At 66.3% G+C, this 17,693-nt stretch carries 21 protein-coding genes and 2 tRNA genes; 12 read left to right on the plus strand and 11 right to left on the minus strand.

What is annotated here, in order from left to right; genetic code table 11:
• Positions 1-62: 62 nt before the first annotated feature.
• The 3 genes from F1640_RS15145 to F1640_RS15155 form a co-directional block, all read right to left on the minus strand.
• Positions 63-138 (minus strand) — tRNA-Ile (locus F1640_RS15145).
• 88 nt (positions 139-226) lie between these two features.
• Positions 227-1,219, minus strand: a complete 993-nt coding sequence (locus F1640_RS15150; RefSeq protein WP_194919968.1) for a polysaccharide deacetylase family protein — start codon at positions 1,217-1,219, stop codon at positions 227-229.
• Positions 1,220-1,252: 33 nt separating this feature from the next.
• A complete protein-coding gene (locus F1640_RS15155) occupies positions 1,253-3,061 on the minus strand; it encodes a sensor histidine kinase KdpD (RefSeq protein ID WP_194919970.1) in 1,809 nt (602 codons plus the stop codon).
• A gap of 218 nt (positions 3,062-3,279) precedes the next feature.
• On the opposite strand from F1640_RS15155, the gene F1640_RS15160 reads away from it, so the two are divergent.
• Positions 3,280-3,747 carry an Lrp/AsnC family transcriptional regulator gene (locus F1640_RS15160; protein ID WP_124807696.1) on the plus strand — a complete coding sequence of 156 codons (468 nt, stop codon included), beginning with the start codon at positions 3,280-3,282 and terminating at the stop codon, positions 3,745-3,747.
• Between the two features lie 49 nt (positions 3,748-3,796).
• On the opposite strand, the gene F1640_RS15165 is transcribed toward F1640_RS15160, so the two are convergent.
• Positions 3,797-4,561: a class I SAM-dependent methyltransferase gene (locus F1640_RS15165; RefSeq protein WP_194919972.1), complete on the minus strand. Its 765-nt coding sequence runs from the start codon at positions 4,559-4,561 to the stop codon at positions 3,797-3,799.
• Positions 4,562-4,642: 81 nt separating this feature from the next.
• Here F1640_RS15165 and F1640_RS15170 point away from each other — a divergent pair, with 81 nt between their 5' ends.
• Entirely contained in the window at positions 4,643-5,422 is a 780-nt protein-coding gene (locus F1640_RS15170; RefSeq protein ID WP_194919974.1) for a helix-turn-helix domain-containing protein, read from the plus strand.
• A gap of 42 nt (positions 5,423-5,464) precedes the next feature.
• On the opposite strand, the gene F1640_RS15175 is transcribed toward F1640_RS15170, so the two are convergent.
• A complete protein-coding gene (locus F1640_RS15175) occupies positions 5,465-5,752 on the minus strand; it encodes a chorismate mutase (protein ID WP_124807693.1) in 288 nt (95 codons plus the stop codon).
• Between the two features lie 113 nt (positions 5,753-5,865).
• Between F1640_RS15175 and F1640_RS15180 the strand changes: the two genes are divergently transcribed.
• Positions 5,866-6,879 (plus strand): polyprenyl synthetase family protein, encoded by a 1,014-nt coding sequence (locus tag F1640_RS15180; protein ID WP_125954878.1) that lies wholly within the window; start codon positions 5,866-5,868, stop codon positions 6,877-6,879.
• Between the two features lie 11 nt (positions 6,880-6,890).
• On the opposite strand, the gene F1640_RS15185 is transcribed toward F1640_RS15180, so the two are convergent.
• Entirely contained in the window at positions 6,891-7,634 is a 744-nt protein-coding gene (locus F1640_RS15185; RefSeq protein WP_309229275.1) for a DUF3142 domain-containing protein, read from the minus strand.
• Complete coding sequence (locus tag F1640_RS15190; RefSeq protein WP_194919976.1) at positions 7,631-9,745, minus strand: hypothetical protein; 2,115 nt, start codon at positions 9,743-9,745, stop codon at positions 7,631-7,633. Before F1640_RS15190 ends, F1640_RS15185 begins: the two co-directional genes overlap by 4 nt.
• 219 nt (positions 9,746-9,964) lie before the next feature.
• On the opposite strand from F1640_RS15190, the gene F1640_RS15195 reads away from it, so the two are divergent.
• A tRNA-Thr gene (locus F1640_RS15195) sits at positions 9,965-10,040 on the plus strand.
• On the opposite strand, the gene F1640_RS15200 is transcribed toward F1640_RS15195, so the two are convergent.
• The 4 genes from F1640_RS15200 to F1640_RS15215 all read right to left on the minus strand — a co-directional run bounded on the left by F1640_RS15200 (position 10,011) and on the right by F1640_RS15215 (position 12,861).
• On the minus strand, positions 10,011-11,693 hold the full coding sequence (locus F1640_RS15200) for a recombinase family protein (RefSeq protein ID WP_124807689.1): 1,683 nt from the start codon (positions 11,691-11,693) through the stop codon (positions 10,011-10,013). The two genes, F1640_RS15195 and F1640_RS15200, sit on opposite strands and share 30 nt — an antisense overlap.
• Positions 11,690-12,208 carry a GNAT family N-acetyltransferase gene (locus F1640_RS15205; protein WP_060977324.1) on the minus strand — a complete coding sequence of 173 codons (519 nt, stop codon included), beginning with the start codon at positions 12,206-12,208 and terminating at the stop codon, positions 11,690-11,692. The genes F1640_RS15200 and F1640_RS15205 overlap by 4 nt, the downstream gene beginning before the upstream one ends.
• 2 nt (positions 12,209-12,210) lie before the next feature.
• Positions 12,211-12,516: a DUF1778 domain-containing protein gene (locus tag F1640_RS15210; protein ID WP_060977325.1), complete on the minus strand. Its 306-nt coding sequence runs from the start codon at positions 12,514-12,516 to the stop codon at positions 12,211-12,213.
• Positions 12,517-12,597: 81 nt separating this feature from the next.
• Positions 12,598-12,861: a hypothetical protein gene (locus F1640_RS15215; RefSeq protein WP_060977326.1), complete on the minus strand. Its 264-nt coding sequence runs from the start codon at positions 12,859-12,861 to the stop codon at positions 12,598-12,600.
• Between the two features lie 179 nt (positions 12,862-13,040).
• On the opposite strand from F1640_RS15215, the gene F1640_RS15220 reads away from it, so the two are divergent.
• The 8 genes from F1640_RS15220 to F1640_RS15255 all read left to right on the plus strand — a co-directional run bounded on the left by F1640_RS15220 (position 13,041) and on the right by F1640_RS15255 (position 17,679).
• Positions 13,041-13,286: a DUF6429 family protein gene (locus tag F1640_RS15220; RefSeq protein WP_060977327.1), complete on the plus strand. Its 246-nt coding sequence runs from the start codon at positions 13,041-13,043 to the stop codon at positions 13,284-13,286.
• Between the two features lie 133 nt (positions 13,287-13,419).
• A complete protein-coding gene (locus F1640_RS25840; protein WP_223806432.1) occupies positions 13,420-13,908 on the plus strand; it encodes a DUF736 domain-containing protein in 489 nt (162 codons plus the stop codon).
• A 500-nt stretch (positions 13,909-14,408) separates the two neighbouring features.
• A complete protein-coding gene (locus tag F1640_RS15230) occupies positions 14,409-14,585 on the plus strand; it encodes a hypothetical protein (RefSeq protein WP_155645922.1) in 177 nt (58 codons plus the stop codon).
• Positions 14,586-14,944: 359 nt separating this feature from the next.
• Entirely contained in the window at positions 14,945-15,616 is a 672-nt protein-coding gene (locus F1640_RS15235) for a DNA methyltransferase (RefSeq protein WP_060977329.1), read from the plus strand.
• Positions 15,617-15,684: 68 nt separating this feature from the next.
• On the plus strand, positions 15,685-15,993 hold the full coding sequence (locus F1640_RS15240; RefSeq protein WP_060977330.1) for a hypothetical protein: 309 nt from the start codon (positions 15,685-15,687) through the stop codon (positions 15,991-15,993).
• A gap of 498 nt (positions 15,994-16,491) precedes the next feature.
• Positions 16,492-16,758, plus strand: coding sequence for a DNA -binding domain-containing protein (locus F1640_RS15245; protein WP_060977331.1), 267 nt, complete (start codon positions 16,492-16,494; stop codon positions 16,756-16,758).
• A 155-nt stretch (positions 16,759-16,913) separates the two neighbouring features.
• Positions 16,914-17,114: a transcriptional regulator domain-containing protein gene (locus tag F1640_RS15250; RefSeq protein WP_075151006.1), complete on the plus strand. Its 201-nt coding sequence runs from the start codon at positions 16,914-16,916 to the stop codon at positions 17,112-17,114.
• Between the two features lie 16 nt (positions 17,115-17,130).
• Positions 17,131-17,679 (plus strand): DUF2285 domain-containing protein, encoded by a 549-nt coding sequence (locus tag F1640_RS15255; RefSeq protein WP_208597816.1) that lies wholly within the window; start codon positions 17,131-17,133, stop codon positions 17,677-17,679.
• Positions 17,680-17,693 lie beyond the last annotated feature (14 nt).

The following is a 17,693-nucleotide window of genomic DNA, read 5'->3' on the forward strand; positions in this document are numbered from 1 at the left end:
AAGCGGGAATGCCGCGTCCATTCCCGCGCGGCAGCGACCGGTGGGACCGCGCGCGGGTGGGGTGGTGGGCCCGGCAGGATTCGAACCCGCGACCTAGCCGTTATGAGCGGCCAGCTCTAACCGCTGAGCTACAGGCCCGACCCCGGTGGAGGCGTTAGAGGGGAGGCGCGGTCTTGGCAAGGCGGGCTTGGGCGGGGTGGAGCGCCCATCCTGTGCAAAGCCGGGATCAGCCGGCGGCGGCCGTGATCTCGCGAACCGTCGTAGGCCTGATCCCGCGCTGGGCGAGATAGGTCAGGACGGTGCGCCACCAGTCATAGAACTGCGCCAGATCGTCGGCGTCGCGGACATAGGGCGTGTAGCCGGGGCACAGCGACGGGCTGTGGAACGAGAACACCAGGATCGGCAAGCCATCGTCGATGGCGATGTCCACGCCTTTCAACACCTCGTCCACGCTCACACCTTCGGGCGTCAGCGGGATGCGTTCCAGCATGCCCACGCGCGCGAGCAGGCCGCGCAGGCGCGGAACTCGCCACAGCATCGGATAGAGCGTGCGGCCCTGCTTGCGCAACATGCCCCAGAACACCGTGGTCAGCGGCAGTTCCATCAGGTTCGCGGCGCGATCGATCCAGTAGGGCGTCAGGGGGTGATCGCGAAAGTTGGGGCCGCCGCCCGAGCTGTAATCGAACAGCGCGCGGACCGAAGTGTCGATGGCGATGCCGGCGTCCGCCAGGATGCGTGCGCTTTCAGTCCCCACGCCATAGCGCCCGGCGCGGTAGATGCGCGGCGTGGAACCCAACCCGGTTTCGATCGCATCGCGCAGCGTGTTGAACTTGGCCCGTTCCAGCTCGCGCGGAAGATTGCCCGAGAAGCTGTTGTGAACGCTGACGGTTTCCTCGAAGGGCGGGCTGACCCAGGGGTGGAGTTGCACCCCGGCTTCGGCCTTGCCTGCCGCGATCGGGCCACCCATCACCTCGGCCGCGCGCGGGTCGGTAGCGATGGGATAGTCGACCAGGTAGATCGGGTTGACGCCGAAGCTTTCGCAGAACGTCTGGAATTCGGCGATATGGGGCACGTGGTCCAGGCCGAACCCGGTGCGGCTGAACGGCTGGCCCCAGTCGAACTCTTCCTCGGTATCGACCGTGACGATGAAGCGCTGCCCGAAGTCGGCCGCAAAGCGGACCATGTCCGCCTCTGCCGGCAAGTCCAGGATCGTCTTCATGCCCACGCTTCCCCCCGAGGGAACCGGACTGCTTCAACCCGCGCCGGCAGCGGGACCCCCCCGTTCGCTAAGTGCATGTTCGGGCTGGGTCAAGATGGGCAGGGTAACAATAATCTTGGACCCGCGCCGTTCCAGTCGTCCGCCCGCCGCGCGGGCTTCCGCCATGGCCAGGCGCAGCGCGAAGCCGTGGCCCAGCATTGCCGAAACGGGCTGGACGCCGCCGCGCCCCTGATCCGGTGCGAACAGCGTCTCGTCGTCGTGCAGCGCAAGCGAGGCGGTCAGCGGCAGGGCCAGCACCGCCGCGCCGTTTTCCTCGCTCAGCGTGGTGGCAAGCCGTTCGCCCGGCGCGGCGGAGGCGGCCATGACCGAGAACACGCGCCAGATCATGCGCTCAAGCTCGATCTTCGCCACGCCCACGGGGACCGGCGCGTCCGGCCGGGCGTAACTCAGCCGTATCTGCCGGGAAACGGTTGCCGGCTCCAGTTGCTTCAGCAGCCGGCCGACCAGTTCGGCAAGGTCGGTCTCGCCCGGTTCGCTTTCCAGCCTGCCGCTTTCCAGCTTCACCAGCCGTTCGATTTCCTCGAACCCCGCCAGCATCCGGGCCGCGTCGGCGGCGATGCTGGCGGCCAGCCCCCGGTACTGGTGCGGGGTTTCGCCGAAAAGCTGTTGCTGGATCAGCTCGGCAAAGCCCTGGATCGCATTGATCGGCGTGCGCAGTTCGTGCAGCACCTGCCGTAGCCGATCGGCGCTGCCATCGGGCACATCGTCGTTGGCGGGGCGGCCGGACGCCGTATCCGCACCAGCGGCTTGAAGCGCGGCCGGCCGGCGCAGCAGCGCGTGATAGCCGGTGAAGCGCCCTCCATCCCCGGAAAACAGCGGCGCGGCGTCGATTCGCCAGGCCCCGGCGATCAGCGGCGAACCTGTCAGTTCCATCCGCCCCGCGATGATCGGCACATGCTTTTCCGCCGCGCGGACGGTGGCGGCGTCGCAGCGCGCCGGCGCGCCCGGTTCGGTCGTGAACGGACGAAAGCCCACCAGCATCGGGCCAAGCCCGGCGCCCGCTTGCAGCCCCGCCTGGACGATCCCGCCCGAGGCATCGCAGCGCAGGTCGATAGCGGTGATGCGGGGGGGCGCCGTAGCGCGCGCCTCGTCGCTGAAGGGCAGATGCGGCGCCGTGGGATCGGCTGGCCCTGCGGCGGCATCGCGGTTGCGGCGGAATGCCTCGATTCGTCGGACGATCGCGCCGATGCCTTCGTTGCGACCGGGCTGCCCGTCCGTTTCAGGGGATGGGGGCGGAGTGCGCGCCGCTGGCGTCAAGACGGCGATCCGTTCGTCGGCGGCCTCGCCGATCGGCCAAGCGCCGGACTCGCTGGTCTGCGCGGGCGTGGCGGGAAGTGCATGATAGCCATCGGGCTGCGGCAGGCCGAAATCGTCGATGCCCAGCCGCGCCAGCAGCGCTTCCACTTTCGCGCCCAGATCGCGCCGGTGGCGCAGAAATCCGCGCGCCTGCACGGGCAGGGTAGGGATCAGATCCAGCCAGGCCTGTTCGGGCAGGCGCGCCGATCCGATCGCGGCCAGCGCCACGCGTGGTTCCTGCGCAGCAAAGCGCGCGACCAGCGCGGCATCGGTCAGGCGGGTCTGGCGCAGCAGTGTGGCGCGTTCGTCCTCGTCGAGCAGGATGGCTAGCGAATCCAGGCGTTCCAGCGCGGAATCATGCCGCTTTGCGCCGCGCGCGTCCTCGCGCCGCAGCAGGTCCACCAGCTGCAGGAACTGCGTTCGCGCCGCCGTCGGCCCGGCCGCGACGGTACGCAGCACGGTATCAAGGCGGTCATCGACGATCATTCCTGCTCCGATTGGCCCCCCGCGGACCGGAGAACGGCCAGCTACAGCGTCAGACCCTAACAAATCGTGGCGGATCGGGAAGCGGCATCATCGACCGCGTTGCATTGTGGGACGATTGCGATATGAAACAATAAAATTATCACCCGCCCCTGGATTAGGTGTGGAAAATTACCGCACCTGGCATGGATTCATGTGGTGACGATCGGGATGCTATAGGCATGGCAACTTTGGATGCGATTGACCGCCGGCTTCTCGCCGAACTGCAGGATGAAGGCAGGGTAACCAACGTCGAACTGGCGCAGCGCGTGGGCCTTACCGCCCCGCCGTGCCTGCGCCGGGTGCGTGCGCTGGAAGAGGCGGGGGTGATCCGCGGCTACCATGCCGATCTCGATGCGTCCAAGCTGGGTTTCTCGATCACCGTCTTCGCACTGGTCAGCCTCAAGAGCCAGGCCGAGGAATCGCTTCGCCAGTTCGAGGAGCATATGCGCGGCCTTGCCGAAGTGCGCGAATGCCACATGCTCAATGGCGAGATCGATTTCATTCTCAAGATCGTCAGCCGCGATCTGCAAAGCTTCCAGGAATTCCTCACCAGCAAGCTCACGCCCGCGCCCAACGTGGCGAGCGTGAAGACCTCGCTGACGATTCGCACCGCCAAGCAGCTCCCCGGCGTTCCGATGGACGAATAGGCTCCCTTCTCCCCGGGGGGAGGGGAAGCCTGAAGCTGGGCGGAGGAGCTTACCCCGCGACCACCTCGATTTGCGCGGTGTCGAGCGTGAACGAACCGTCCGGTTCGATCTCGAAATAGGCCGCCAATTCGCGCGATGCGCCCGCCTGCAACGATCGGATCGCCGCGCGATGCGGTTCGGGTGTGCGCATCCGCTCGACCCACGAGGGATAGTCCATGCGCAGCCGCCGTGTCTGCACCGCGCGCAGCAGGAAGCCGGCCGCAGTCAGCGCCTCGCCCCATTCGGTCACCGTATAGTCGCGGATATGCGAAGGGTCGCGCAGCAGTTCCACGGCCTGCAGATGTGTGTCGAGCGCGGCGGGGCCGGGGGAAACCACATCGATAAACACAGCGGTCGCGCCGGGCTCCAGCACGCGGCGCGCCTCGCGCAGCCCGGCGTGGAAATCCCGCCAGTGGTGGGCAGAAAAGCGGCAGCCCAGGAAGTCGAACGCGGCGTTGGCGAACGGCAGGGCTTCGGCCGGCGTGACGCAGGTCTCCAGATTCGCCAGGCGACGTCCGCGCGCGGTTTCCGCCACGGCGGCCATCATGTCGGTCGACAGGTCTGCGGCGATGACCGTCCCGGCATGGCGCGCCAGCCGATAGGCGACATGACCGCCACCCGCGCCGAGATCGAGCGCGTGGCGCGGGCGTGCGTGTTCCGCCAGCGCTTCCAGCGCGTCGAGATCCTCGCCGGCGGCGTGGACGGGGCTCTGCACATAGGCGTCGGCACGGGGACCGAACTGGTCCTGCACCAGATCATCGTGGGAACGGGTCATCTCTTGCTCTCCTTGTCCCGCAAGAATGCATGCATTTTACCCTGTTACAATGGATGCATTTATCCTGTTATACAGTGACCCATGTTGAGCGAGGAACAACGCCGCCTGCTCGGACGGTTCATTCGGTCGCACCGAGAACGGGTCGCGCCGTCGGTGCCCACGCGGCGGCGGCGGACGCCGGGCTTGCGGCGCGAGGAACTGGCCGCACTGGCGGGAATCGGCGTGACGTGGTGCGCGTGGATCGAGCAGGGGCGCGACATTCGCGTTTCGCCGGAAGCGCTGGCCCGGCTGGCCACCGCGCTGGCGCTCACCCCGGCGGAACGCGGTTATCTGTTCGAATTGGCAGGCCGGCGCGATCCCGACGCGCCGCGCTCGGAGCCGATGCCGCAGGCGCCGGGATCGGTCCGCGCGCTGGTGGAGGCGCAGGCCCATCCAGCCTACGGGCTCGACAGGGTTTGGAACGCTTGCTGCTGGAACGTGGCGGCGGAGCATCTGTTCGGCGGCTGGCTGGGGCCGGGCAAGCAAAAGAACCTGCTGCGCTATGCGTTCACCGAATCTTCGGCACGCATCCTCCTGCCAGACTGGGAAGACCGCGCCGCCCGGCTGCTGGCTGAATTCCGCGCCGACTATGCCCGCGCTCTGGACGATGCGGCGATGGCGCAACTGGTGGCGGAGATGAAGGCGGAATCCGCGCTGTTCGGGCGACTATGGGATGCCCAGTTGGTCAGCGTGCGCGAAGGCGGGCAGCGCACGTTCCTCCATCCGCTCGACGGCCCGCTGGCTTACGAACAGCATACTTTCGTGCCGGCGGAGCGGATGGATTACAAGCTGGTGGTGTTGTTTCCGGGAACGGGCGGATAGCGGACCGCCGAAGCGCCTGCGACTTTGTCAAATCCGCCGGCTTTAGCCCGCCGCGGCCGCCTGTTCATGGTGGCGGATCACTTCGTCGATGATGAAGCGCAGGAACTTTTCCGAGAATTCGGGATCGAGCTTGGCGTCTGTCGCCAAGGCACGCAGGCGCGCGATCTGGCGTTCCTCGCGCCCGGGGTCACTGGCCGGCAGCTTCTTTTCCGCCTTGTACGCGCCGACCGCCTGGGTGATGCGGAACCGTTCGGCGAGAATGTGGATCATCGCCGCGTCGATGTTGTCGATGCTCTGGCGGAATCCTGCCAGCACCGGATCGTCGCTCATTCCCTCACCTCGTCGTTTGTCGGCCCAACCCACGCGGCGAAACCGCGTGGTTCGTGCGCTAACGCGCAACTTGCGTCTTGCCAAGCCGCCGCCCCTCGGCCAATCGGACGGCGATGACTGCAACCGTCCATACGCTTCCCCGCAAGGCGGAGCCTTCGCTCGCCCCGATGATGTCGCTGGTCGCCGAAGGCATGAACAGCGTCAACGCCGTGATCCTCGATCGGATGCAGTCGCGCATTCCGTTGATCCCGGCGCTGGCCGGCCATCTGATCGCGGGCGGAGGCAAGCGGATGCGTCCGATGCTCACGCTCGCCAGCGCGGCGCTGCTCGGGTACGGCGGAGCGCGGCATTTCAAGCTGGCCGCGGCGGTGGAATTCATCCACACTGCCACGCTCCTGCACGACGATGTCGTCGATGGGTCGGACCTGCGGCGGGGCAAGAAGACCGCCAACATCGTGTTCGGCAATCCGGCGACGGTGCTGGTCGGGGATTTCCTGTTCAGCCGCTCGTTCGAACTGATGGTCGAGGACGGCTCGATCCGGGTGCTGCGCATCCTGTCCAACGCCTCGGCGGTGATCGCGGAGGGCGAGGTCGACCAGTTGACCGCGCAGCGGCAGGTCGAAACCACCGAGGAACGCTACCTCGCGATCATCAGCGCCAAGACGGCCGCGCTGTTCGCCGCCGCCTGCCGCATCGCCGCCGTGGTTGCCGAACGGCCCGAGGCGGACGAGCTGGCGCTCGAAGCCTATGGCCGCTACCTCGGCATCGCGTTCCAGTTGACCGACGACGCGATCGACTACGATTCCGACGCGGCCGAGATGGGCAAGGATCAGGGCGACGACTTCCGCGACGGCAAGATGACCCTGCCGGTGATTCTGGCCTATGCGCGCGGTTCGGACGAGGAGCGGGCGTTCTGGCGCGATGCGATTGCTGGCAACCGCACCGGCGATGCCGATCTGGCCCACGCGATCGCGCTGATCCGCAAGCATGACGCGGTGCTCGCCACGCGCGAACGCGCCCGGCACTATGCCCAGCGGGCGATCGACGCGATCGCCGCGTTCCCGGCAAGCGAGGCCAAGGCCGCGATGATCGAGGCGGCCGAGTTCGCGGTGGCGCGCCGGTTCTGACCGCGCGCCGTTCAGCGCGGTAGCAGGAACACCACATAGCCCCGGAAATGGGGATCGCGCGCCAGTGCGGGTGGGGCGCGCCATGCGCCGCCTTCCACTAGACCCAGCCGATAGGGGAAGGGCAGGCGCGCCAGCGAGCGGAGATAGGCTTCGTAGCCCGGTACCGTGCGCCGTCCCTGATAGGTTTGCAGCACCACGTCATCGACCACGCTGCCCAGCGCGGCCAGCGCCGCCGGATCGCCGCCCGCGCTCCAGTCCATCAGGCCGGTGATCGACAGCTTGTAGCGCCGGGGCAGCCGCCGCCGCGCTTCGGCGAGGAACGCGGCGTAGCGATCGAGCCCGCGCGTGCGCGCATCGAAATCGAGTTGCAGCCCGGCCAACCGGTTGCCCGCCGTCTGCCACCGGTCAAGATCGGCCAGCACCCGTCGCCAGACCGGTTCCTCCCAGTCCAGCCGTTCGAGCCGGACCACCAGCCAGATCTCGGCGTGGTGGACGTGCGGCACCGCCGGCCGCAGCGGCACGAACCGTGCGGGGCTGCCGGCGCGCACTTCGCCATCGAGCAGGTAGATCGTCCTGGCTTTGGCCAGCACCTCCGGCGCTTTCACGCCCGCCCACAGGAAAAAGGCATCGTGTTGCGCCGCGTCCACACGCCCGGGCGGCTGCCGCTCTTGCTCGGGCCGCTTGGCGCAACCGGCCAGCAGGCCACAGCATAGCAGCAGCGCGCCGAAAGCGCGGCCGATCCCGCGCGCCCTCACCAATAGACGCGCAGGCTGCGGGCCCATTGGCTGTTCGGGTATTCGCGCTTCAACTGGTCGAACCAGGCCTTGCGCTGGGCGATCGGAACCTCCTCGCCCCCGCAATCGCTGATGCCCGCCGGCGCGTAGCAGCGGATCGCGCGGTACAGTGCGTAGGAACGCTCGTCCGCCGCCGCCTGCCGGTTGGCGATGATCGCCGCGTAGATGGCGCTGCGCGTCAGCACCGCGCCGGCAAAGCGGCCGGGGCCGGAGGCCAGCGTGCCGTTGGCTTCCACCGGATCGAGCGTGGTGAAGCGATCGAACCCGTTCAGCCGCCAGAACTCGCCCAGGCACAGCCGCGCGCGGACATTGGCCGGATTCTGCGCGAGCTGCCCGGCGGTGGCGTCCAGTGCGGGGCAGGCCAGTTCGCCCGACCACTTGCCCTTGGTGAACACGCCGACCGGCACCGTGTCCCCCGTGCCGAAGTCCCAGATCGAAAGCTCGTTGCCCGCATCCGCCGGCACCAGCGCGCGATCGCGGCCGAAATCGGCATAGTGGCCTTGCGCCAGATCCTTGTGCAGCAGCGTGAACAGCGCGATCTGGCGCGGATGCGGGGCCGATGCCGGATCGACGGCGAAGCGGCGCAGCAGATCGGCGCCGGCCAGCCGCATCAGCAGCAGTTCGCGGATGCGATCGTCGCGCACGGGCGAGTTCGCATCGAACACCGCCTCGAACCGGCCTGCCTTCTGCCAGGCCAGCGCCAGCGCCAGTTCGGCCAGCGGACGCTGATAGGGATCGGACGCCGCGCCGATCAGCGCCTGCCAGTAACCCGTCTCGCCATTGCTACCCGCCTGTGCCATGCCCCGCAGCATCCGCGCGCTGAACGCTAGCGGCACGCTGGCCGGCTGCTGCGCGCGATCGGGCAGCAGCGCCGCGGCTTTGGTATTGTCCTTCGCGATGTAGAAGGCATGGGCGGCCTGGAGATAAGTGTAGAGATCGGGACGCGCGGCAAAGCGCCCCTTCTGGGCCGTCAGCGCGGCGGCGCTCAGCGGCGGTTGCTCCTCGCCGTCAAATTGCCGCATCCGCATGAGATCGATCACGGCCAGCAGCATCGGGCTGTCGACTGCCGCTTCCGCGTTTTTCTGGAGGATGAGCTTGTTGTCGATTTCCTGGATCAATGTCGCCAGTTCCGGGCTGTCCGGCGGGAGCGCCTGGAGCAGCCGTTCGTATTCGCGGCCAAGCCCCGCCAGATCGCCCGATAGCCACAGCGCGCGCCGGTCGAGACCCCGTGCCGAATCCGCATAGCGGCCTTTGGGATAGCGCTTGAGATAGGTGGCGATGGCGGCGCGGGCGCGCTGGAGCGCGGGCTTGTCGACCTTCTCCGGCCCGGTGAAATCGCCATATTCGTCAAAGCTGGCGGCCTGCGCCGCGTTCAGTTCCACGCGCAGCGCCATATAGGCTGCCGCTTCAGCGACCCACAGATCGCGCGCGCCGGCCAGTGCGGCGAACCCGTCGCGCGCCTTGTCCCACTGACCGACGTAGAAGGCGGTGGCCGCGTCGAGATATCCGGCAAATTCGCGCCCCGATGCGCTGGAGACCTGCCCGCGCCAGGCCGTGTCGAGCGCAGCGTCGGCATGATCGCTGATCTCGGAGCACTTTTCCGCCAGCGTTGCGCGCGCGCCGCGCAGCGCTGTGCGCTCGCCTTCGGGAATGCCCTTGGCGGCGGCGAGAGCGGCCTCGAAAGCCGTCTGCCCGGACGCCGCGCTGTTGCAACGGGAATTGAGCGGCTGATCCTCCGAAGCGGCCTCTTCCGCTCCGCTGCGCCCCGCGTACGTGTCGCGCAAGGTGTGCCAGCCGAAGAAGCTGTGACCGAAGCCGCGCTCCTCCCAAGTGGGCTTGGCATAGGCGATGGCCTTGCCCACCGGTGCTGTCCGGCGCAACAGGAACAGGTTGACGCGCGTATCGTTGCCCGGCGCCAGCAAGGCGCGGTTGCCGCAACTGAAACCGCTATCGGAAAGCGCCCAGACCGGATCGCACGAATAGTCCGAACTGGCGCCGGCCGGCCCCGCACCCGCCAGCAGAGCCAACCCCGCCACCCCGGCCCAGATCGCGATCCGCCTCTTGCCACGCATGTCCACACTCCCCAGTCGCGGTTGCGAGAGTAGGGGATTCGGCGGAACAAGGCAAAGCGGCAAGGCAGCCCAATGGATCGTCGGGGGCATCATCATGCAGCCAATCGCCACCAGTTTCGCCGCGTTTCCACGCCGGAATGAAGGGAGGCAAGAAATTGCGCAAAACCCATTGCGTTCCCCGCGCGCCCTCTGTAAACGGCGCCCCTGCCCACGGGGTAGGCCGCTTTAGCTCAGCCGGTAGAGCACATCATTCGTAATGATGGGGTCAGGTGTTCGAGTCACCTAAGCGGCACCATTTCGGTCCAAAAGCCCGAGTCCCTAGCACCGCCGCCTCTACGCCAGAGACGGCGGTGAGGGTGCGCAGCAACTCGGTGCGCGTGCCGCAGATTCGCACATCCGTCTTGCTGTGGACCTCGACCCGCTGGGCCACCGCCCGAATATGGTTTCGCGCATAGGAGCCATCGTCGTGGCGGAGCTTGCGTTTGGCGACCAGCGCGAAGGCGTGAAGGCTCTCGACCGTGATCTCCGGGCTGATCCGCTCAATGTGTGCGACCGCGCGCTCGGCATCGCCTCTGGCCTGGTCGCGGATGGTGGTCAGCTCGGCAATCCGCGCCTTGAGCGACGGATCGCCCATATCGACCAATCCATTCTCGATCGCTTCATAGAGCCGGGAAAGCTTGGTCTCGACCTCAGTCGCGCGCCGTTCCATCTCGGCGACGTGCTGGCGGCGCTCGGTCACCCATTCGTCGCGTCGGGCAATAAGCTGGTCCATCAGCACTTCAAGGCGCGCGGGATCGAGCAGCCGCTTCTCCAGGTGCTCGATCACCGCCTCGTTCAGCCGATCCATCGGAAGCGAGACGCCGGGGCATCCCGTCTTCCCTTTCGTCGCCTTGGTCGCGCAGGTGTAGTAGCGATACTCCTGCCCACTCCGGCTGGTGCCGGTGCGCAGCGTCATCGCGCCACCGCAACAGGCGCAGAAGCAGATGCCCGTCAAGAGCGTCGATCCGCCCACCGCCCGCGGCGGCATCATCTTCGGGCTGCGCGCTTTCAAGGATCGCTGCACGGCCTCGAACTCCGCCACCGTTATGATCGGCGGCACCTCCATGATGGCGTGCTCGGTCTCCGGCTTCGCGCGCCCCTTCTTCACGTCATAGGTGTTGAAGCGGTGCTCGCCGATATAGGTGGTCCGCGTCAGCACCTGATGGACCATGCCCTTGCCCCACCGACCGCCATAGCGCGTGCGGATATTATTCTCATTGAGCCAGCACGCGATCGCCATGACCCCGATCGGCCCGCGCCCATCCGCGCCTTCCAGCGCCAGCCGGAAAATGCGGCGCACCGTTTCGGCGTGGAGCGGATCGATCTCCAGCTTTTTCTTGATCTTCGCGCCGCGCTGCTCGGCCGCGACCGCGCGATAGCCGATCGGAGGACGGGCGCCATTCCAGAAACCCTGCCGGGCGTTTTCGTTCATCGCGCGCAGCGTATGCTTGCCGTTCTCCTTCGACTGATATTCGTCGAACAGCGTCATGATTTTCCGCATCATCTCGCTCATCGGATCATCGCCGAGAATCTGCGTGATGGAGACGAGCTGCACGCCGTTCTTCGCCAGCTTGCGGAGGTAGAACTCGAACTGGAATTGATCGCGGAAAAAGCGCGAGAAGCTATGGACCACGATCACGTCGAAGGGCGACGGCCTTTCCAGCGCCGCGTCGATCATTTCCTGGAAGGCGGGACGGCGATCGTCTGTGCCCGAAACCCCCGGCTCGACAAACTCGGCCGCGACTTCCCAGCCGTTCGAGTGGCAATAGCTCGACGTCTGGCGGCGCTGGTCCGGGATCGACAGATCGCTCTCGGCCGAACGCGGCGACGAGACGCGCAGGTAGAGCGCGGCCCGCAGCGCCGGTTGCACGGCTCCGGTTTCCGAGGGGGCGAGAGCAGCGTTCGTCATCGTTCGACCAATCTTTGAATAGTGTGCATCGGCAGCACGAGGCGTTGGGAATCTGGCAGGCGCACGAAGCCATTGCCTTCGTAGAAGGCTGCCGCGCGATCATTGATGGCGTCCACGACGAGTATCGACGAGCCAGCTGTCGCGGCCGTCGCCCAGACGCGCTCGACGGCATCGGCGATCAGGATCGCCCCAAGGCGTTCGCCCTGCCTCGCTTGCGACACCGCGAGCTGGCCGATCAGCGTCGCGGCGACGAGCGGGTAACGCGGGACATGCTTTCGCGCCGCTGCCGGAATGTCGCCCTGCGCGATGTTGGCCTGACTAAGCGTGTAATAGCCGAGAACCACGCCGGGATTTGCACGCTCGGCGAGAACGAACACACCAGCCGAGCGGCGGCGCATGTCCTGGCCCGCCTGCCTCCGCAAATATCGATCGAGACTGTCGATGCCGCAGGAAAATCCCTCGCGGTCGTGATGCGGCCCCAGCGGCTCGACCTGCAAATCCGCATGCGCCGTCATGATCAGGACGCAACCCGGCGCCGGTGCTCCTGGAGAGCGCGGATCAGCCGCTCGCTGGGCTCGGGCGGATTGATGAGCGCATCGAAGAACGCCGCGCGGTCGCGATCCGACAGCACGAGCGTTTCATGCTCGGCGATCGTTCGCCGCGCCGTGTCGGCTAGCGCTGTCACGCAAAAGTCGCTGACCTTGCGCCGCGTGAGGTGAGCTGCCCGCTCGATCAAATCCTTCGTTTCTTCGTCAATACGGAAGCCGAGCCGCTCGACGCGATTGGCTCTGGCGGACTCCGCTACGGCTTGTTTGCGCGGCATGGGACCGACTCCTGACTTATCCATTTCCGCTACAATGTACGTCACTTTGACGAACATTTCAACCCCTTTCCATTGGCCGTTTTAGGGGAGCGGCCCGAACAGGGCGTCCAGCTCCTCACGAAAAGCGCCTTCGATGACGCGCAACTCGGCATCGCCGATGGGAACCTGCTCGGGCCAGTCGTCGGTAACGACGATCGGCGCGCTGGCGGCATTCTTGCGCGCCGACGCGCGCGTCGGCTGCGGCTGCATGTAATCGTGCAGGTCTTCCAGCCCTTCCGACCAGCCGCGGGGTGCGCGGCGGCGACGTTTGCGAGAGAGTCCCATATTGCTCAAGCTGCCGCGCATCTCTCGGGAATCCAGCAAAATCGCCCTCGGGCGCATACATGCCGGACCCGTAGCAACGGCGGCGGGATTCGGCGCACGGCGGCGCAAGGCGGAAATAGCGAAGTGTAGCGTAGCAAAGATAAGTGCTCACGGCGGGATCGTGGATGCCGTGTGCAGCCCGGTTTGCTATCCTCCCGCGCATGGACTCGCGGACGGACACCGACACCGACACCGACAGAATCGACGAGGCGGTGCTTGCCCTGCTATGGCTCAACCTCAGCACCACCGGCACGGCCTGGAAAGGCTTCGACTGGAGCGCGATGGATCGACTGCACGAACGCGGGCTGATCTCCGATCCTGCGCGCAAGGCAAAGTCGGTGCATCTGACCGACGACGGCATGGCCGAAGCCGAGCGCCTATTCACCGCGCTGTTCGCTCGCCCGTGAATCCTGCCACGCCGACGCGAAAGCCATAACCCAGCCATCGCTGCTGGGTCCGCTGAAATACCGGGTGCAGCATTGTCTCCCGTCCTGCCTGCCCGACCGACCCTCGCGGCCTCCCTCGTGGCTTGATCTGATCGTGTCCACCTGGCGGCGCAACGGCGCCGGGCAGCTTTTTTCCGCCGCCTTCGGCTTTGCAGCGCGAAGCAAAAAAGCGGCCCTTTGGCCGTCCATAGGCCGCAAGCGGTGCGCAGCCGAACGTCCCCGATCTTCGACACGCCACGAGGCCGCGAAGGGCGCGGTCCCGAGTCAAGAAAGGACTGACGACATGATCTGCGGAAACTTCAAAGCGACCGATCGCGGCTTTCACGGCGAAATCCGCTTTTTCGGTCTCAGCGAGAAGGTGGAAATCCTTCGGATCGGCGACAAGGCAAGCGACAAGTCGCCCGACTATCGCATCGTTGCCGCCGACGATGAACGCGTGGAATTCGGTGTGGGCTGGCTCAAGGCCACCAAGGACCAGAAGCCCTACGCTTCGCTCAAACTCAATCCGGTCCTGGCGCCGGACGTTCATCTCCGGCTTGTCTCGACCGAGACAACGGGCAAGTTCGAGCTGAAGGTCGACTGACCGCGGAAGCGTCCCGCCAGCAATGGCGGGGCGCTTCCAGTTTTCCATAAAGGATCTGCGCCGTGCGAAACCGCACCAGCCATTGCATCGGCCTGCCACCGGACGATGCCATACTCGCTACAGGCGCCCGCCCAGCCAGATAACGGTAAGCCCAGGACTCCGCATCCTGGTCGACGGAGGCATCCATGCGCGCAAAGTGCAGGGGAAGCGTCCCACTTCTGCCCCCATTCCTACCTTGCCCGGCGTGTTTTCCACTATGGCCCTAGCCTTGCCGATCCCGCTTTGCCCGAAAATCCGTTCATCTCCCTCCCGGGCTGGTTGCTGATTAGCGCATCTGGCTTTGCCGGGCGCCTCATGCGGGAAGTGGCATAGCCACCAAGCAGAAAACCGGCGCCAGCGCCTACGGTTTCCGCAAGCGGACCCTCCGTTTTTCAGCTTGCCCGCGTCGCCCGCCAAAGCCTGCCTGATGCATCAGCAACGCCAGCACACAGGAGGCAGACATGAAAAAGGATTGGGCAAAGATTCGCAGGATCAACAAGGCCAGGGCCGACCGGAAGATGGCCGCCGAGCAGGCCAAGCCGGAATGGGAACGGAAGTGGGAAGCGCGCGAACTGGCACGCGCCCACGGATACATCCCCTACCTCAGCGATGAGGTTGCAGCCTACCGCGACCTGTAAGGCGGACAGCACCCGATGGCGCCCCACGCCATCGGGTTTTTTTGTGCCTCGCAGGATAGCGGTCTGGGGGGATCGAGCAGGGATCGGCCTGAAGGCCGCGCCGGTAATCCCGGCTGTCATTTGCTTTTCGCGCCGCCAAGGCGGCGCGATCGTTGCTAAGGACGTAGTCCTCGCGCCGGTCAAGGTAAGTGGAACCGTCCGGGGCGGTATCCCCACCTTCCGCGCTTCGCTTGTGCAGGCGGGTGATTCCCCTCCGCCCCGGCCGCCCTTGCCCCGTTGCTACCCTTGGCTCGCCGCCGGGCAGAAGTTCAGGCGCGGCATTCCGCTTCGCTGAACTTCAGAACCAAAGGATTTGAGATATGACCAGCAAGGCACAGGCTCCCCGCGATGTGATCTTCAACGGTGATTGCATTGAAGTGATGCAGGCTTTCGATAGCGGCACGGTGGATTTCATCCTGACCGATCCGCCCTATGTGACCCGCTACCGGGACCGCCAGGGGCGCAAGGTCGCCAATGACGATAACGGCCGGTGGCTGCGTCCGGCGTTTCGGGAAATGCACCGCGTCTTGAAGGATGGCGGCTTTGCGGTTTCCTTCTATGGCTGGAACAAAGTCGATTTGTTCATGGATGCATGGAAGGCGGCAGGCTTCCGCATCGTCGGCCATCTTGTTTTCCGCAAGCGTTATGCGTCATCGGCCCGCTTCCTTCGCTATGAACATGAGCAAGCCTATTTGTTGGCAAAGGGCAATCCCGTCCGTCCGACACGGCCTATCCCCGATGTGCTCGATTTTCCTTACAGCGGGAACCGCCTGCACCCCACGCAGAAGCCGGTTGAAGCACTGGCGCCATTGATCGAGGCTTTCACGCAGCCGGGCGACCTTGTCCTGGACCCATTCAGCGGTAGCGGTTCGACCCTTGCGGCAGCCCAGCAACTCGGGCGCGACTGGACCGGCATAGAACTGGACAACGGCCACTATCACACCGCCAGCAAGCGGCTTGCCGCGCGGCAGCATCGCCGGGCGGCCGCATAGGTCGCCACCCTTTCCCATCATTCGCGCCCGTCCCTGCGGCGGGCGCCACCCTCACAAGGAATTATATCATGCGCTGGATTATCACATCCGATCATATGGGCACTTCCCTTGCCGGGGTCGGTGAAGATGCCGAAGGAAGCATCGCCTATGCCGGCACGAACGAGGGCGACAGTTTGCCGATGGAGTTTCGACTCTATGACGCGCGCCATAAGCTTTGCTTTGAAGGGCGTTGCGGCGACATTGACGCCGATTGGTGGCACGGCTTTGAGCCGCTGATTTGGACCTGGAACGCATTTCGCTGCCGGCGGCTGACCTACCGCCGTGTTGACCGAAGCTGGAAAGAACAGCCGTTCTTGCCTTTCTCGGGCCGATATTGAGAACCGACAACCGACAACCGACAACCGGCTGCAGGTCCTGCCCGGAGCAGCGGCGGCCGCGCGGCCCATAGGTCCGCGCGGCCGTCATGGCGCGCGCTCGCCGGGCATCGCCCGGCTCGCAAGAGACAGTAGCCAGAACGGCGTCCCCGTCCTAAGAAAGACGTGGGCCGCTACGCGGCGGCCTGGGGCGTGGAAACCCCTGAATATCCGGTTGGGCGTCGGCCGTGACGGCGCCGCTATCCTTGACCACATGGTCGGGGAGCCTGTGACGTATACAACAGGCTTCCGGGCTAAAGGTCACAGGGACCGAGATATTCCGGTTTTCCAACTCCCCGATCAGGGTCAGGAGCGAAGTTTGCGGGGGCGCACCGCAGACGAACCGCTGCTGACCTGGAACCCGACCATTGCGGACGACGCGCGAAGCCATGCCCGCCGTGCGTATAGAATCGTCTCCGTTTCGGTCTAAAAGGTTAACGGGACTGGAGGAACGGGGGCGTTATGACCGGCAAGCATTTCAAGGATCGCGCGCCCGACGCGCCGCGGCTCACCGCCTATGACGAGGATCACCTCGCCGACTATATCCGCCTGCTCGATACCGACGACGAGGGCGCCGACTGGCGCGACGCGGCGGCGCATATCTTCGGGATCGATCCGGCCGCGGAACCCGAACGCGCCCGCGCGATGCATGAGAGCCATCTCGCCCGCGCGCGCTGGATGACCGAAGTGGGCTACGCATATCTGCTCGGCCCGCGCGCCATCGAATAAGTTAACATTCAGACCGAAATGGATTTTTCCGGTCGTGGATTCCGATGCGCGGCCGGCATCGCCTGGCGCGGCCTTCGCGCTGTCGGGATGCAGTGCTTCTCCCGATCCTCGGCGGTCCAGACTCCGCACAATGAGCGGCTGGAGAGGATGATCCCATGCCAATGACGCCCGAAGGGCGCGCGCGGCGTGCCGGCAATGCGCCGGACACGCCGGGCCGGGCCGAATTCGCCGCCGCGTTCCTGCAACGCAACCGCCAGTATCGCGCAGAGCGGGCGCGACTGAACCCGAACGCCCCGGCCAGCGAGCGAACGACGCTCGCCCGCCGCTGGGGGTTGTCCTTTCGCCTATCTGCCTGATGAGCTGTCGGGCACGGTGATCTGGCGGCCGGAACTCACCGCCGTCACCGTGATCCTCGACGCTGCGCCGGAAGGATATACCGGCGCCAAGGCGGTCGATCCGCTGGCGCTGGGCGCGCTGCTCGCCGACCAGGCCGGAATCGACGGCCGGCATGTCGTCGTCGCTGACGCGGCCGGCGAGCATCGGCTGTGGCTGCGCGATCCGACGCCCGGCCGGCCGCTCGCCGCGATCGTCCCGCTCGACAAGGACTTCATCAAGCGCATCCTCAGCCTGCTGCGTTTCCATCGACTCATGTCGGGCAAGCGAACCGGCCCATTGCCGCGCGGATGGCCGCTCACCCCGATCCGCGCGGCCCGGCTCGAGCTGATGCTTCGCGCGCTCGATCTGCGCCTCGCCGGGGCGACATACCGCCAAATCGCGATCGCGCTCGGCAGGGACGAGGCCGCGCATCTCTCGGCATCCGATTTCAAGAATTCGGACGCCCGGTCCTTCGCTTATCGCCTGGTGCGCGACGCCACCGCCATGATGAAGGGCGACTACCGCAAGCTGCTGCGCTTCCGCTGATAGCGCCCGCCGCA

This window comes from Novosphingobium sp. NBM11 (assembly GCF_015390225.1).
GTDB lineage: Bacteria > Pseudomonadota > Alphaproteobacteria > Sphingomonadales > Sphingomonadaceae > Novosphingobium.